Source organism: Nocardia sp. NPDC055165 (genome assembly GCF_053606985.1).
Map to the genome: position 1 here is coordinate 130,082 of NZ_JBSGSS010000017.1, position 13,236 is coordinate 143,317.

Annotated in this window: 19 protein-coding genes; 11 read left to right on the forward strand and 8 right to left on the reverse strand. The window is 64.8% G+C overall.

Annotated features, from left to right (window positions below):
* Positions 1–629 (reverse strand): tetratricopeptide repeat protein (locus ACWFRF_RS28940; RefSeq protein ID WP_452453255.1); only part of this gene is annotated, 629 nt, incomplete at its 3' end.
* Between the two features lie 3 nt (positions 630–632).
* Between ACWFRF_RS28940 and ACWFRF_RS28945 the strand changes: the two genes are divergently transcribed.
* The 5 genes from ACWFRF_RS28945 (at position 633) to ACWFRF_RS28965 (ending at position 3,403) form a co-directional block, all read left to right on the forward strand.
* Complete coding sequence (locus ACWFRF_RS28945) at positions 633–1,034, forward strand: hypothetical protein (protein ID WP_452453257.1); 402 nt, start codon at positions 633–635, stop codon at positions 1,032–1,034.
* A gap of 304 nt (positions 1,035–1,338) precedes the next feature.
* A complete protein-coding gene (locus ACWFRF_RS28950) occupies positions 1,339–1,593 on the forward strand; it encodes a hypothetical protein (protein WP_452453258.1) in 255 nt (84 codons plus the stop codon).
* On the forward strand, positions 1,593–2,129 hold the full coding sequence (locus ACWFRF_RS28955; RefSeq protein ID WP_452453260.1) for a hypothetical protein: 537 nt from the start codon (positions 1,593–1,595) through the stop codon (positions 2,127–2,129). The genes ACWFRF_RS28950 and ACWFRF_RS28955 overlap by 1 nt, the downstream gene beginning before the upstream one ends.
* A gap of 597 nt (positions 2,130–2,726) precedes the next feature.
* Complete coding sequence (locus ACWFRF_RS28960; protein WP_452453261.1) at positions 2,727–2,981, forward strand: hypothetical protein; 255 nt, start codon at positions 2,727–2,729, stop codon at positions 2,979–2,981.
* Entirely contained in the window at positions 2,978–3,403 is a 426-nt protein-coding gene (locus ACWFRF_RS28965; protein WP_452453263.1) for a hypothetical protein, read from the forward strand. Before ACWFRF_RS28960 ends, ACWFRF_RS28965 begins: the two co-directional genes overlap by 4 nt.
* A 51-nt stretch (positions 3,404–3,454) precedes the next feature.
* Here ACWFRF_RS28965 and ACWFRF_RS28970 read toward each other — a convergent pair whose 3' ends face one another.
* Entirely contained in the window at positions 3,455–3,844 is a 390-nt protein-coding gene (locus ACWFRF_RS28970) for a hypothetical protein (RefSeq protein ID WP_452453265.1), read from the reverse strand.
* 84 nt (positions 3,845–3,928) lie between these two features.
* Here ACWFRF_RS28970 and ACWFRF_RS28975 point away from each other — a divergent pair, with 84 nt between their 5' ends.
* A complete protein-coding gene (locus tag ACWFRF_RS28975; protein WP_452453267.1) occupies positions 3,929–4,336 on the forward strand; it encodes a hypothetical protein in 408 nt (135 codons plus the stop codon).
* A gap of 311 nt (positions 4,337–4,647) precedes the next feature.
* Here the strand turns inward: ACWFRF_RS28975 and ACWFRF_RS28980 are convergent, their stop codons facing one another.
* From ACWFRF_RS28980 to ACWFRF_RS29000, 5 genes are read right to left on the reverse strand one after another with little or no spacing between them, the layout of a single operon-like run.
* Positions 4,648–5,079, reverse strand: coding sequence for a YbaB/EbfC family nucleoid-associated protein (locus tag ACWFRF_RS28980; protein WP_452453269.1), 432 nt, complete (start codon positions 5,077–5,079; stop codon positions 4,648–4,650).
* Complete coding sequence (locus ACWFRF_RS28985; protein WP_452453271.1) at positions 5,076–5,489, reverse strand: ankyrin repeat domain-containing protein; 414 nt, start codon at positions 5,487–5,489, stop codon at positions 5,076–5,078. Before ACWFRF_RS28985 ends, ACWFRF_RS28980 begins: the two co-directional genes overlap by 4 nt.
* The gene (locus ACWFRF_RS28990; protein ID WP_452453273.1) at positions 5,490–6,923 is read right to left on the reverse strand and encodes a WXG100-like domain-containing protein; all 1,434 of its coding nucleotides are present in this window, start codon (positions 6,921–6,923) and stop codon (positions 5,490–5,492) included. It lies immediately after the preceding gene.
* Complete coding sequence (locus ACWFRF_RS28995) at positions 6,923–7,219, reverse strand: WXG100 family type VII secretion target (RefSeq protein ID WP_452453275.1); 297 nt, start codon at positions 7,217–7,219, stop codon at positions 6,923–6,925. The genes ACWFRF_RS28990 and ACWFRF_RS28995 overlap by 1 nt, the downstream gene beginning before the upstream one ends.
* On the reverse strand, positions 7,216–7,536 hold the full coding sequence (locus ACWFRF_RS29000) for a WXG100 family type VII secretion target (RefSeq protein ID WP_452453277.1): 321 nt from the start codon (positions 7,534–7,536) through the stop codon (positions 7,216–7,218). Before ACWFRF_RS29000 ends, ACWFRF_RS28995 begins: the two co-directional genes overlap by 4 nt.
* A gap of 581 nt (positions 7,537–8,117) precedes the next feature.
* Between ACWFRF_RS29000 and ACWFRF_RS29005 the strand changes: the two genes are divergently transcribed.
* Positions 8,118–8,681, forward strand: coding sequence for a hypothetical protein (locus ACWFRF_RS29005; RefSeq protein ID WP_452453279.1), 564 nt, complete (start codon positions 8,118–8,120; stop codon positions 8,679–8,681).
* A gap of 196 nt (positions 8,682–8,877) precedes the next feature.
* The gene (locus tag ACWFRF_RS29010) at positions 8,878–9,030 is read left to right on the forward strand and encodes a hypothetical protein (protein WP_452453281.1); all 153 of its coding nucleotides are present in this window, start codon (positions 8,878–8,880) and stop codon (positions 9,028–9,030) included.
* 136 nt (positions 9,031–9,166) lie between these two features.
* Here the strand turns inward: ACWFRF_RS29010 and ACWFRF_RS29015 are convergent, their stop codons facing one another.
* Positions 9,167–9,364: a hypothetical protein gene (locus ACWFRF_RS29015; protein WP_452453282.1), complete on the reverse strand. Its 198-nt coding sequence runs from the start codon at positions 9,362–9,364 to the stop codon at positions 9,167–9,169.
* 487 nt (positions 9,365–9,851) lie between these two features.
* On the opposite strand from ACWFRF_RS29015, the gene ACWFRF_RS29020 reads away from it, so the two are divergent.
* From ACWFRF_RS29020 to ACWFRF_RS29030, 3 genes are all read left to right on the forward strand, one after another.
* Positions 9,852–10,316: a hypothetical protein gene (locus ACWFRF_RS29020; RefSeq protein ID WP_452453284.1), complete on the forward strand. Its 465-nt coding sequence runs from the start codon at positions 9,852–9,854 to the stop codon at positions 10,314–10,316.
* 92 nt (positions 10,317–10,408) lie between these two features.
* On the forward strand, positions 10,409–12,664 hold the full coding sequence (locus ACWFRF_RS29025) for a tetratricopeptide repeat protein (protein ID WP_452453286.1): 2,256 nt from the start codon (positions 10,409–10,411) through the stop codon (positions 12,662–12,664).
* A 131-nt stretch (positions 12,665–12,795) separates the two neighbouring features.
* Positions 12,796–13,014 (forward strand): hypothetical protein, encoded by a 219-nt coding sequence (locus ACWFRF_RS29030; protein ID WP_452453288.1) that lies wholly within the window; start codon positions 12,796–12,798, stop codon positions 13,012–13,014.
* Positions 13,015–13,236: the final 222 nt, after the last annotated feature.

The following is a 13,236-nucleotide window of genomic DNA, read 5'->3' on the forward strand; positions in this document are numbered from 1 at the left end:
CGGTAGATCCCCACCGCTTCCTCGATCGCGGTGAGGCCTTCGTCGTGGCGACCCAACTCCCCCAGATCGACCGAGAGGTTGTTCAAGCTCATCGCGAGGTTGGGGAGGTGGGCGTCGGGGTGGTGTTCGGCCAGTACTCGCCGGATCCTCACCGCTTCCTCGGCCGCGGTGAGGCCTTCGTCGCGGTGACCCAACTCCGCCAACCGGACCGAGAGGTTGTTCAGACTGGCCGCGAGGAGGAATTGGTTGCCGGTGTGACGGTAGTGCTCGGTGAGGGCGTGAGTGAGGGTTGTGGCGGTAGCGGCGAGTACGCGGGTCTGGTGTGGGATGGCGTCATGGAGGGCCGTGAGGGTGTCGGGTGGGGTGTCGGGGGTGGTGGCGATCTGGTCGAGTGCGTTGATCAAGGGGGCAGGGTTTTCGACGCGGGTAGCGACTCGGACCGCGGGCAGATGCAGGGTGGGGTGTTGCACGCACCAGGCGGTGAGGATGGTGGCGGCGGCGGTGAGGGTGGAGTGTGCGGCGGCGCGGGTACACACGGTGAGTAGCTGCTCGGCTTCGTCTTCGTTGTCGGTGGCGGCGAGGGATTCGACGACGCAGTCGCGGGTCGGGTGCAGCATCAGCCTGCCCACGAGGTGCCACCACCGGGCCCGGCACTAGGACTGGACCTGGTCAAGTTCTGCGACTCCTACGGACTGACCATCAGCGGTGAGACCTGCGTCGCGGAGATAGATCTGACCCGAGCCTGCAACTGGGAACGCGGCCGAACCGACCTCACAGGCATCAACCGCAGCGACGACCCCCACAGCGGCGAATGCCTCACACCCGACAACAAATCAGTCGGCGGCATACGGGAAATGACCAGCTCCGCTTGTGGAAAGGACTACCCCGACCTCCCCATCACCGCGGTCATCCTCAACAACCACCGCTGGGCATGCTCGCTGAAAATCGACATGAACGTCGTCTGCGCCTGGCAGTACAGCAAACTCGACCTGACAGCGACCAAAGACAACGACAACACCTGGAGCTACAACTAGCCCGACGACGCCAGGAACACCTTCTACGATCCAACCCTGGTCCAAGGGAGATGGACATTCGGGTCGGAACAGACCGCGGCACGCTGTTGTATGTCAACTAGCGTTACGAATTGCTGGGACGGACAGCCTACTGTCAGCGGATTTGTGCGATTGACCTGCACTCGACCCCTGGATTAGTCTGATGGCTCGAACGGGCACCGCTGTGCCCGGTTTCAGCTCCAGCCCGGCCGGTCTGGAGCTTTCGTCGTTTCAGGGCCCTCGACACGAAGAAGTCGGGGGCCCTTTGTCGTGTGAGGAGCTAGGCGTGGACGCAGGTTCGATCACCACCGCAGGAGGGTGGATCCTGTTCTGGATGCAGTTCCCGCTCATCGTGCTGGCCGCAGCAGTGCCACTCATCGGTCTCGTCGCGATATGGCGCGCCCGCCCCGAGGACATCCCTGCAGTGTTCGCAGCTTTCACAGCCGCCTTCGCCCCGGCTTTCCGGCGGCCCGATCTGAAGGTCCCGCCGAGCCGACGTGACAGATCTGCCACTCCCCAGGCCGAGTCCGAGAACCACTGATGGCTCGCCGTCGGGCCCGGGCCGCTCATGACGGGCTTGCCCGCCACGCCCTCAACCGAGTCACTCACGCCGAGGCACGTACTCGTATCGATCGCATTGCCGAACTGCACGGCTACTCCGAATTTCTCATCCAGTACCTGGACAAGCTGGAAGCAGGAGTGCCCAGTGAGTTCGACGCCATCGAGCAATACGCCTTCGCCGAGGTGATCGAGTTCTTGCGGCACCGGGGAGTGCGCGATCTCCTCGCCGAGGATTCCGCGCCGCCGCCCGGAGGCTGCTGTGGTACTTGCGGTATCACGCTGGTGCCGGGTCTCGTGGGAAGTGCCGGTCGACCACGTAAGTACTGCAGCTCGCGTTGTCGGCAGCGGGCGTATCGAGGCAGGAAGGGCGCCCGGGTACGCCGTTCACCCTTGGACGCGCGGTTGATGATGGCCGTGCAGATCGAAGCCGTGCGTCGGCATCCCGACGACGTGGAGCGCCTGGAACGTCTTCAGGGTTGGCTCCTCGCCCAGGAACCCGCCCAGACGGAGCCGTAGCCCCGTTGGGTGTATTCGGGCGCGGCCGATCTGCCGAGGGGCTGTGATGCCCCACTGGCGTCACCGTAGCTCCACTCGGCTACCGGTCGCGGTGTCGGTGCGCCGAGGACTGGATCGACACGCAGTACAACCCGCACTGAGAACCGATCCTGCTGGTCCGACAACGAGGCATCGACGGGATCGCAGACCTCGCCCGGTGTAGCCCACCCCTGCCCTGAACCGCCCGGTGTCCTGCAGGTGACTGCCAGCTGGAGTCCGCTGCGCCGGGCCGTTGCCGGTCCGGCCGACCGCGCATCACCGATCGAGCATTTCGACGAATCTCGTCAAAATGCTTTGGTGCCCTAATGCTCTTCGACGACTCAGCATAAAAATGCTGGGTGTCACGAAATCTCCCCGGACCGGTCTCCGCGCACGTCACAGGAGGCGGCGCTGACCTGCGTGAACGCAGGCGTTGCTCCAACCCTGTTGTCGCGCTAGACTCCTGCACCAGGCAGCACAGTTCTGCCCGCAGGCTCCAGCGGATCCGCTGGGGCCTTTTCTGTTACCCATCCAGGCCCCCGACCCTCGGTCGGGGGCCATTGTTGTTTCGGAGGTGTCGTGTCGTCTCATCTCGCATCCGCCGCTATCCAGCTCGCTCCCTGGTCGGCGTTCTGGATGCAGCTGCCTGTCCTCGTTCTCGTCCTGGCCGTCCTCGCGATGGCGATCACCGCGCTGCTGCGGGCGAACCGCGAGGACATCCCCCGCATCGTCGAGGCCGTCGTCGCTACGATCTGCCGCCGCCTCACACTTCCCGCGGGGAGCCGACGTAGGCCGAGACAACCCACCACGATCGAGGAAGGGACAGAGCGGTGAGCAGGACACCCCGCGGCCACCGCGATCCTGTGGGCGAGCGCGTCGCTCAGAGCTACCTGACCCACGATCTGGCCCTCGTCCGTCAGGTCCTGCCTCGCCACGATCAGGACCTACTCGACTACATCCTCATCAACACCGGCGTGGACCCCGACCACAACGCCGCACTGATCAGAAAGCTCACCGGCAGGATCAGGGCGGATCCGGTCCTGCGCGGACTGCTGCTCACCTACCTCGGCGACCGTGTCCCTGCCGGGACGCTCTGCCTGTGGTGCGGTAGAGAACTCAGACAGCGCAAGCCCGGCGCACCCGGCCGCCCCGCCAAATACTGCGGGGACAACCACCGCCAGAGCGGATCACGAGCCCGGCGGCGGCAAGCGCGCAGACGAGCGCACCAGGACATCCCGGCCGAGCCGACGAACTGATCCTCGCCGGACGCCCTCGTCGGCCTAGGGGGTCGAGGAGGATGCCCGCAGTCAGCGTTCGCGGTCGTAGCCGCGCTGATTCTCGCGCAGAGCTCTGTCGATGGCGTTGCCATCGCGTGGTTTCCAATCGGCGAGCGCACTGCGCTGCTGGCTCAGGATCGTCGGGTGAGCCGCGTCGTAGGCCTCTCGCTCCCGCTTGACCCGGTCGACGTTCGCGGCGATCCGCGCGCGTTCGACCGCGGCACCGAGGAACTCGGTGACCTCCTCGCTGAGCCGCACCAGTCGGTCGTAGCGCTCACCGCGGGGCACCCGCGTCTGTAGCCGCTCGACCAGAACATCGAGTTCTTCGCGCATCTGCTCCAGGCGCTGGCGGTCCGGGCCGGGGCCGACGCGCTTCAACTCCCCCAGCAGGTCCAAGAACTCGTCCTCCATGCCGATCATCTGGCCCCCTTCTGACAGCACCGACTCGTTCACGCTACGCCGAACAGCCCGCCCTCGACCAGGTGCTCTGGGCAAGATGAACAGATGACTGTCGCCGCGAACGCCGAACCGCCCCTGCCGTTTTCACCTGTCGCGCACCAAGCGCTGCGTGGGCTTGCCGTTCATGCGGGCACCGGGGTGACCATCGTGTGCGGGTTCCCCGCCGCCGGGAAGACCACCGCCACACGGCTGCTGGCCGAGCTGGTGGACCCGGTCGTGCTCGACAAGGAACACCTACGCGCCGCGGCTCGAGGAGTCGGTGATGGCCGAGCTGAACGGCAACCCGTTCGACCGCGACAGCGACCTCTACCGCCGCGTCGTCTCCCCGCACCACAACGCCGCGCTGGTCAGGCAGGCCGTGTGGGTCGGCGCCGACACCCACCCGGATCCGGGCGCGCATGGCTCACCGCGGCGCCGCGTGACCAGCCCAAGCTCGACGACTGGGATACCTAACGCAGCGGTGTGCTGGACTTGCTGGACTCCGGCCTGGCCCGCACCGGGCCCGCCGTCGTGGATTACCTCATCACGAACTGACCTAGCTCTGGTGCCCAGCGGAGCAGCCCTCGGCCGCTGGGTGGGATCGCGCACCGTCGAGCGCGATGTCAAGAGCAGGACTACTCCCCCGCCGAGTAGAGCGAATACGCACCCCCGAATTCCGAACTTGACTGCGAGACCAAAGTTTACGGTGAAGCATAGGAGCGAGACCGCTGGCGCCCGGAATCGTGCCAGCTGCCGCGGGTCACGACATGTTCACGCTGCTGCGCTTAGTTCTGGTCATAGACGGCGGCACCGTTGAGTCGGGCGAAATACGCATCGTCGGCGGCCTCAACCTCAGCATCAGTCAGTGGAGTTGTCGACCGAGGGGGTGGGCCGAACGTCTCACGCACCGACTTCAACCCCTCCATGACCCTGCTGTCTTCGGTCAGCGGCAACGCCGCCGCCGCTGATTTGGTCGCCGCGTCCCGTTCCGCGTTCGCGGCCGCTTCGAGGATCAGACTCGCCAACCGGTCGCCTAGCCGGTGGGCATCGCGTGGGAGTTTCAAATCCCGCAGGTGTCCGGCGGCATCGACTGTCGCGCTGATGGCCCCGTTTCCCGCTGTGCCGATACCGCGGACCTTGGCCATCGCCGCCTGGACCTCGTTCGCTTTGGCCCGAATCTCGTCGATGGCCGCGTCGTATTCGGGATCGGCACTCATGTCAGGTCCGCGAACTCGGCTTGGATCAACGGGTTGTTGGCGGTTTCGTTGATGAAGTGCAGCGCGCTCTTGCGCCCGAAGTAGGTTTCGATCGTCTCTCGCCGCGGATCAGCACCGCGCGCGCGCAGCAGGCGAATCGCGGCCACAGGGTCGCCGCTGACGGCCGTCGCGGCCCAGTAGATGGCCGGCATCCCTTTCTCGGTCAGCGCATCGATGTCGGCGCCGGCGTCGAGTAGACGCTCGATCGCGGCAGGGTTGGCCTCTTGTGCGGCGAAGTGCAGTGGCGTCCAACCGTCGATGTCGGGAAGGTTGACGTCCTCGGACTTCACCAGACTGGCTATCGCGTCGAGGTCGCCGTCCCTCGCGGCGTAGTGCAGGGGTGTCCGGCCCCATTCGTCGAGGTTGCTCATCTACTTCGGTTCCCTTCGATGAGATCGGTTTCCAGTCGAGTCCTCGACATGGAATCTTTCGGGGTGGGCGTTGACCTCGGCGGCCATCTGCTCCTGGGTCAGGCCGCGGGCTTGCGCGTCAGCGATGATCTTCCGATTCTCGAAACCGCTGTTGTGTCCGAAGTCCCAGCTGGGATTGACCGGGTACCGGACACCGTTGGCCTCGTCGAGGTAGTACTGCCCCTTCGGATCTTTCGGCAGCTGGGTGATCTCAGGATGGTTGTCGTAGTTCTTGTCCTTGTGGACCTTGATGTCGGGCTCGGACTTGACCGTATAGAAGTCATCGGTGGTATCGCCCGGTCGCCGCCATGTCGGGGTGTTGCGAAGGATGTCCTCCTTGGTTTCTTTCCACAGCCCGGGACGAGTCAACCGCGCCCACGCAATGAACGGACCAGGCGAGGCGGCCGCCGCACCCCCGACATCGGCAAGAGCTGGCCGAGCCCGGAGCAACGGGCCCAGTACCTCGCTGCTGCGCGCGAGCGCCTGGGCGACGGTCGCCGGCACCTTAACGACCTCGACCAGGCCGATCAGTGCACGGATGGTGGTCGCGATTCTGGCGCCGTAGGCGGCCAACAGGATCGCCATCCCGCCCTGCGCGGCGACCGCGGACGTACCCCCGGTGAAGAAGGCGAACAGCGCGCCCGCGGCCTGATCGGCTGCGATCAGCGCCATCATCTCGATGAGCGCACGTTTGATCGCGCTCTTGGTCTGCTCGACCGAACTGGCGTAGGCGTAGCAGGAGTTGCCGAGGCTTTCGCAGACAACGGCCAGGTTCTCGAACTCGGTCTTGACGTTGTCGGCCTGTTCGAGGGCTTGGGCTGTTTCCGTGGTCTGCTGTGTCTCGATGTGCTCCCGTGCACCGGGAAGGATCTGGGCCGCAGCGCGTAGCCCGTTAGCCATGTCGCGCCAGGCGGCCCCGGTCATGCGGAGGTCGTTGGGGTCACCGTTGGGCCATATATGGCCTTCGACGTAGCCCTGGACCCAGCTCCACCCAGTTGGTTCCGGGTCATCGCCGCCGAAGGCATACGGCGGCTCGGTCGGCTGATACACCGTTAGCGTCCCTGGCGGGAACACCAGATCATCCGGTTTCGGCTGTGGGGCCGACTGGGAGTTGGCGTTCGCGTGGTTGGCTGCGGTGAACTGGAGCAGATCGTGCATCTGCCCGACAGACATCGCCAGGTCGCCGAGCGCGTCGACGGTGTTCCAGGCGGCGGGGTCGTAGTCGTTGGACCACTTCAGCCCGGCGTTGTCCGAGCCTGCGCAACCGGCGCTGTGGGTGGTCAGGCCTTTGCAGAGTTGCCCGATCTGGAATGTCAGCGCGTAGTGGACGCGCTCGTACTCCGTGGCTGCCTTGCTGAACCCTGCGGGATCGACCTTGATGGCAGGTGGCGCCATCAGGGCCACATCGCAGTGTTGGTGTTGATCGCGGTGGTGTAGTTGGTGTGCGCGGTGCGCGCGACCTCGCGAAGCTCGCCGAGGTTCTCCCGCATCTCCTCGACCCCGGTAACCCACTTGTCGTGGGCTGCGCGTTGGGCGGCAGCGGCGTCGCTGGACCAGCTCAGATGCAGATCAGCGACATGCTGATCCACTTCGCTCAACCAGGTCTCGACAGAGGTCCCGAACTTCGCCATCGTATCGATCGCGGCGTCGAGCTCATCGAGGTTGACCTTGTATTCATCGGCACTGGTCACGGGAGATCCAAACCAGCGATGTTGGTGATCGCGTCACGGTTGGCGTTGTCTCGAAGCTCGTATTGCGTCGCGGCGTCGGCCAAGCTCGTGGCAGATTGCTCCAACGCTTCGATCACCGTCTGCGCGCCCGCTTTCCACTCCACCCAGGACTCGTCGTAGGCGCTGGCTGCTTTGCCCTGCCAGCCATCGACCAGTAGTTCCTTGCCGATGGTGTTGTCCAGACGTGTGAGTTCATCTCGGATGGTCTGAGCCTTGTCCTTGGCGAAACGCGCCGCGCTCCGAAGCCGGTCAACGTCGACTGTGAGCTCGTTCGACATGCCGCTTCCCCCCTCCCGTTGAACGAATCGGTTACGACTATAGGACGCGTCGGAGCCTCTCCCGGTTCCATGCAATCTCAAGACCGGCCCCGGTGGGTGGTGGCCGTCCGGCCGGGACCATCATCGGTGCTTGCACCGAGCGACCTGGCAAACCTGATGTTGGCTGGGCTTACCGCGATCGCGGTGGCGGAACTACCGGTCGTCGAGCCGAAGACCACTCGATGTTTCGGGCCGGATGGCACATTTTGGAAAACCGCCGAGCCCACCCAACAGGCCGCAGAGCGACCCTGGGCGTGGTTGGACGACGACATCACCGACTGCGACCGCGCGGTCCGTCGAGCATCATGACGATGGTGTCGCACTTCTGCACTACGTCAACCCTCGAAAAGGCTGCTCGACAACGACTTCGCCGTACTGCCGACCTGGGCCGACGCTAACACCACCCCACCAGCAGCCGATACCGCTTCCGTGCGCAACAATTCCAGGGGGAACAAGTGAATAGTCCCGGTCAACACCCATTTCCGCGACCCCCGGTCCCACCGAGGCAGGCGCCGAAGAGTCCCAACACCCGAATCGTCTGGTTGATCGGCGCGGGGGTTGTCGCAGTCTTCATCGCTCTCGTCGTCGCGGGCAACCTCATGAAGGACGGCGAGACGCCCACGGCTGCAACATCGGAGCCGTCGTGGCCCACCATGCCTGACGCGACCTCGGCGAAGCTCAACCCGACGGCAGTAGCGCCTCCGACCACTGTGCCGCAGTTGCAGCGCACCGCGACCGCGACACCTTCGCCGGACTTCCCTGCCGGGTTGAACCCGCGATGCACCAAGGCACCGACGGATTTGGTTGCCGCGGTGAACGCCGGTTTGAAGGACCGCAACCACACGATCGCGCATGCGGTGGTGTTGCGTGGCGGTGACGGTTTCGAGTACTTGGGCGCTTCCATCGTCGATCCGGCTGGGCTACTGATTCAACGGTCGGATGTGTGGGTTCGTGGCCGGGGGAAGGTGTACGCGGCCTCGGGTGGTGCACGTAATGGGTCAACGTTTGAGCGGGCGTCGAAGGGGTTGGATGTTGATCTCGCGGGGGTCGACTTCGTGACAGCCGACGAGTGTGCACGCACCTGGGCGAAAGCCAGTGGTTACTGATGACCAAGGGTGAGAATGTCGCCAAGCCGACGAGTTCGGCTAAGCGGCTCCGTGTTTGGATTTCCGTCCTCGTAGTCGTGGTAGCCGCTATCGCTGCGGGTGTCAGGAGGCGTGAAAACGGATGGGCGCGAACGTACCTCGCAGAAAGTTGACCATCGAGTTCGACGAACCCCTCACGGAGGAGTTGTACGCTAACTTGGCTTCGCTGGTGTGGATGCAGCTCCGCGCGATAGCCGACGCGGCTGATTTCGAGTTCACGGTCCGCCATGACGGTCCGACCTCGATGAGCGAGAAGCTGAACCAACACTGGGGTCGGTTCGCCCAGCAAGCCCAGTGGGAGACCGAATAGCCGGGTTCCGCGCGCCTCTCGTGAACTCCATCAGCACCCACGGAACTCCAATACGTGCGGAGGTTCTGCATGTTCGGAGAACGATCGAGGAGCGCCACCCTCTGCGGGTGGCGCTCCTCGATCTACTTTGGCCTTGTCAGCCGCGCCGGTCGGCGACGAACAGACTCAGCACCGTCACCAGGACGGTGACAGCAGCTTCCCAGCCCACCAACACACCCGCGGCCGTCGACACAGCGATAGCCAAGGCCAACGCCAGCAACGGATCGACCATGGGCGATTCTGGGGGATCCGGCACACAGGGGTGCCAGTTCGGGCTGGGCGGCGTTACTCTCATGACTGCTCCAATGTTCAGGTTTGGCGCTCGGACATTTGGACGTACCGCTGCCCCCACCTGCAACGAACAGGTTGGGGGCAGCACCCTTTCGTGTGGGCAGTTGCCAGTATTGGCGACGTTTTCGTAAGAGTCCATGTGCCATACGAGAATTCGAGTGTTTTGGCGCACACTCAGCTAACCTTTGATGCATACCCAGCTACCACTCGAGATGCATCTGACCTCGACAGGAGCTGAGCAACTTCGCAAGCTCGCACCGGTGTCGGTCCCCGACAAAATCCGCCCGAGGACGCCCAGGATCTGTAGTAGATCACGCTCGCGCTGATCCAGAACCTCTGCATCAGCCCCTGCCAGGCTCGCTCGGACGCGAAGCCCACGTAGCGCCCAAAGGTTCAGTGACCGGCGTTGTAAACGACCGTTTGACGAACGCGGGCAGGCATGGACGACGTATAGGTGTGTTGTGTGGGGAGACAGTGGCAGGATTGCGGGTATGGATCCAGTTACGGCAGTGGTGGTTTCGGCGATCGCGGCGGGTGCGGTCGCGGGGGTGGGCGATACCGCGACGCAGGTGGTCAAGGACGCCTACGCCGGATTGAAGAGTCTGCTCTCGCGTAAGTACGCCGCTGTGGATGTCTCGGCGGTGGAGAAGAAGCCGGACTCGCAGCCGAAGAAGGACTCGCTGGCCGAGGACCTCGACGAAGCGGGCGCCGCGGGCGATCCGGAACTCGGACATGCGGCGGCCGTGGTGCTCGAGGCTGTGCGCGAGTACTCCCCGCACGTCGTGGTCGGTTTGGATATCGACAACTTGGTGGCTGAGGCGCTCAAGGTCACGAACATCAACTCCGCCGGTGACGGGGTGCGCGTTCGCAACAGCACGATCACCGGTGCCGCAGAGTTCTCCGGGGTGCGGGCGGGTTTCACGGAGTCGCCGGGCCCCACCACGGCGCGGGACTGAATCCCGGTACTCCCGCGCCCCCGGCCTCTGCGGTCGGGAACCTTCTGTCCGGGAACACCATCGGCACCCTCAACCTCGGCGACCCTGCTTCGGTGTCGGTGCGGTCGGTACGGGAGTTGGTGCGGGTCTACGGGATCGAGGATCTGCCCACGGTCGCCGATCTCGACCCGTACCAGTTGGGGTCGACGAGTTCGGTGTTCGGTCGTGCCGGTGAGTACGGGATGCGTGACAGCTACCTGCCCCGGACCGCCCACGACGTCGATGCCCGCCTGGCCGAAGCTCTTACCGGTGGGCGGTTGGTGATCGTGGTGGGGCCGTCGAAGGCAGGCAAGACCCGCACCCTGTATGAGGCCTTACACGCGCACGATCCCGAGGCGCGGGTGGTGTGGCCGGTCACCGACGGTATCGGTGAACTCGCCGTCCATCCCCGGATCGCCTCCAGTACCGACTCGTTGGTGGTGTGGCTCGACGATCTCCACGAATACCTCACCGGCACGACCGGGCTGACCCCGGCGGTGCTGGCCCGGCTCTCGGCACGGCCGGGGCCGACGGTCATGGTAGCGACGTTGCGTTCGGAGATGCGTGCCCAGCTGCGTGGTAGTGGTGAGTTGGGACAGGACACCCGGATGCTGCTTGAGCAGGCCGTGACCGTCGACTTGGCTTCCACGGCCGAGGACTCCGACGAACGTGCGGCCGCCGACCGTGCGTACCCCGGCTATGGCGGTGATCGTTACGGGTTGGGTGAGGGATTGGCCGGGGCGCCGGAGCTGCTGTACCGCTACGACGACGCCCGCGTCGCCGATCCGGCGCTGTACACGGTGATCGCGGTCGCAGTGGACTGGGCCCGCATCGGACGCCCCGACCTCATCCCTGAGCCTGTCCTCGCCGACCTCACCCTGCGGGAACTACGGAAAACTCACTCCCATCTCGAGGCCATCGACGCAGCCGTGCGCGCGGCGATCCGCACAGCCCGCACACCATCGCCCGGTGCGGGCCGCACTGCCGCGCTGCACACCAGCTTCCTCGACGATGACATCCGCGGTTACCGGGCTTTCGACTACCTCACTGCCGCCGACGACGGACAAGCTCACCGAACACCGCGCCCCATCCCCGACACCTTTTGGCATGACGCGACCAACGACGGCGACACCAACACCCTGTTCACCGTCGGTGTCGCCGCATACTTCCGCGACAACACACCTGCCGCGACAACACTGTTCCGCAAGGCCGTCAAGGCCGGGCACAGTGGGGCGATGGTCAATCTCGGTGTTTTGCTCGCCGAGCGTGGGGATTTGGTTGAGGCCGAGTCCTGGTTCCGTCAGGCCGTCGAGGCCGGGAACAGCGATGCGATGCGCAGTCTCGGTGTTCTGCTTGACCAGCGTGGGGATCTGGTTGAGGCCGAGTCCTGGATCCGTCAGGCTATCGAGGCCGGGAATAGCGATGCGATGGTCATTCTCGGTGCTCTGCTCGCCAAGCGGGGGGATTTGGTTGAGGCCGAGTCCTGGTTCCGTCAGGCCGTCGAGGCCGGGCACCGCGATGTGATGCGCCTTCTCGGCTTCCTGCTCGAACAGCGTGGGGATTTGGTTGAGGCCGAGTCTTGGTTCCGTCAGGCCGCTAAGGCTGGGAACAGCGATGCGATGGTCAATCTCGGTGCTCTGCTCGCCAAGCGTGGGGATTCGGTTGAGGCCGAGTCTTGGTTCCGTCAGGCCGCTAAGGCTGGGAACAGCGATGCGATGGTCAATCTCGGTGCTCTGCTCGCCGAGCGTGGGGATTTGGTTGAGGCCGAGTCCTGGGTCCGTCAGGCTAGCGAGGCCGGGAACAGCGGCGCGATGAGCCTTCTCGGCCTCCTGCTCGCCAAGCGTGGGGATTTGCTTGAGGCCGAGTCCTGGGTCCGTCAGGCTAGCGAGGCCGGGAACAGCGGCGCGATGGTCATTCTCGGTGCTCTGCTCGCCAAGCGTGGGGATTCGGTTGAGGCCGAGTCCTGGGTCCGTCAGGCTAGCGAGGCCAGGCACAGCGGCGCGATGCGCAATATCGGTGTCCTGCACGAGGATATTTCCGGGAACAGCAGCCACGACTACGGGGCCGCTGCGAACCGAACCTCTCCCTCCCCGGCCAATGGGGCAAGTGACAACGAGATGTCGCGGCCCGAAGGCTTCTTCACGCGAGTGGGTCGGAGTGCGCGAGTCCGGGAATTTGTGCGTGGATTCGCCTCAGCGATAGTCCCGGTGCCGGTCCCACCACCTGAGCGCCTACCTGCGGCGCGGCGCATCGGTCAGCGGATGCAGACCATTTACTCGCAGCTTGATGCGACCTTCGATGAAAAACCGGCACCGGGAGCGAACGGATGACGAGCCAGCCAGAGCAATCGGCCTCAGCCCTCCCGCCGCCGACGTCCCGTTGGGCCGACCTCCCTGCGCCAGCAGACTTGAAGCGGTGGGAATCGATTAGGCCCGGCACCGTCGACCGCATCCTCACTGCTGTGGAACAAGCTGAGCAGCACGACCAACGAATCCGATGGGCAGAGTTTGGTTTACGTGCATTCGGAACGCTGTGCGGACTTGCCAGCGTGGCGATTCTGGCGCTTACCGCGAAACACTTTGTAGACCAAGGCGCTCCGATTGAAGGCGTAGCCGTCTTCGGCGCTGGATCGGTCTCGATGGTCACCGCATTCATCACTCTCGGCCGCCGTACGAAGTAGACATGGACCGTCGGACTGTGAGTATCGAGAGGCGGGATTCGGTCAGTGTGGTGATCTGGCCAGACCGAGTTCCGGTACCGCAAGGCCGCCGAGGTCGGGACAGCTACACGATGCACAATCTCGGCTTCCTGCTCGATGATCGCGGCAGAGAGTGATTGCTTGACTATTTCTGCCGTTCGGAATCGGACGTCTACCGAACGCCCGCACGCGGGCGGGTGCCAG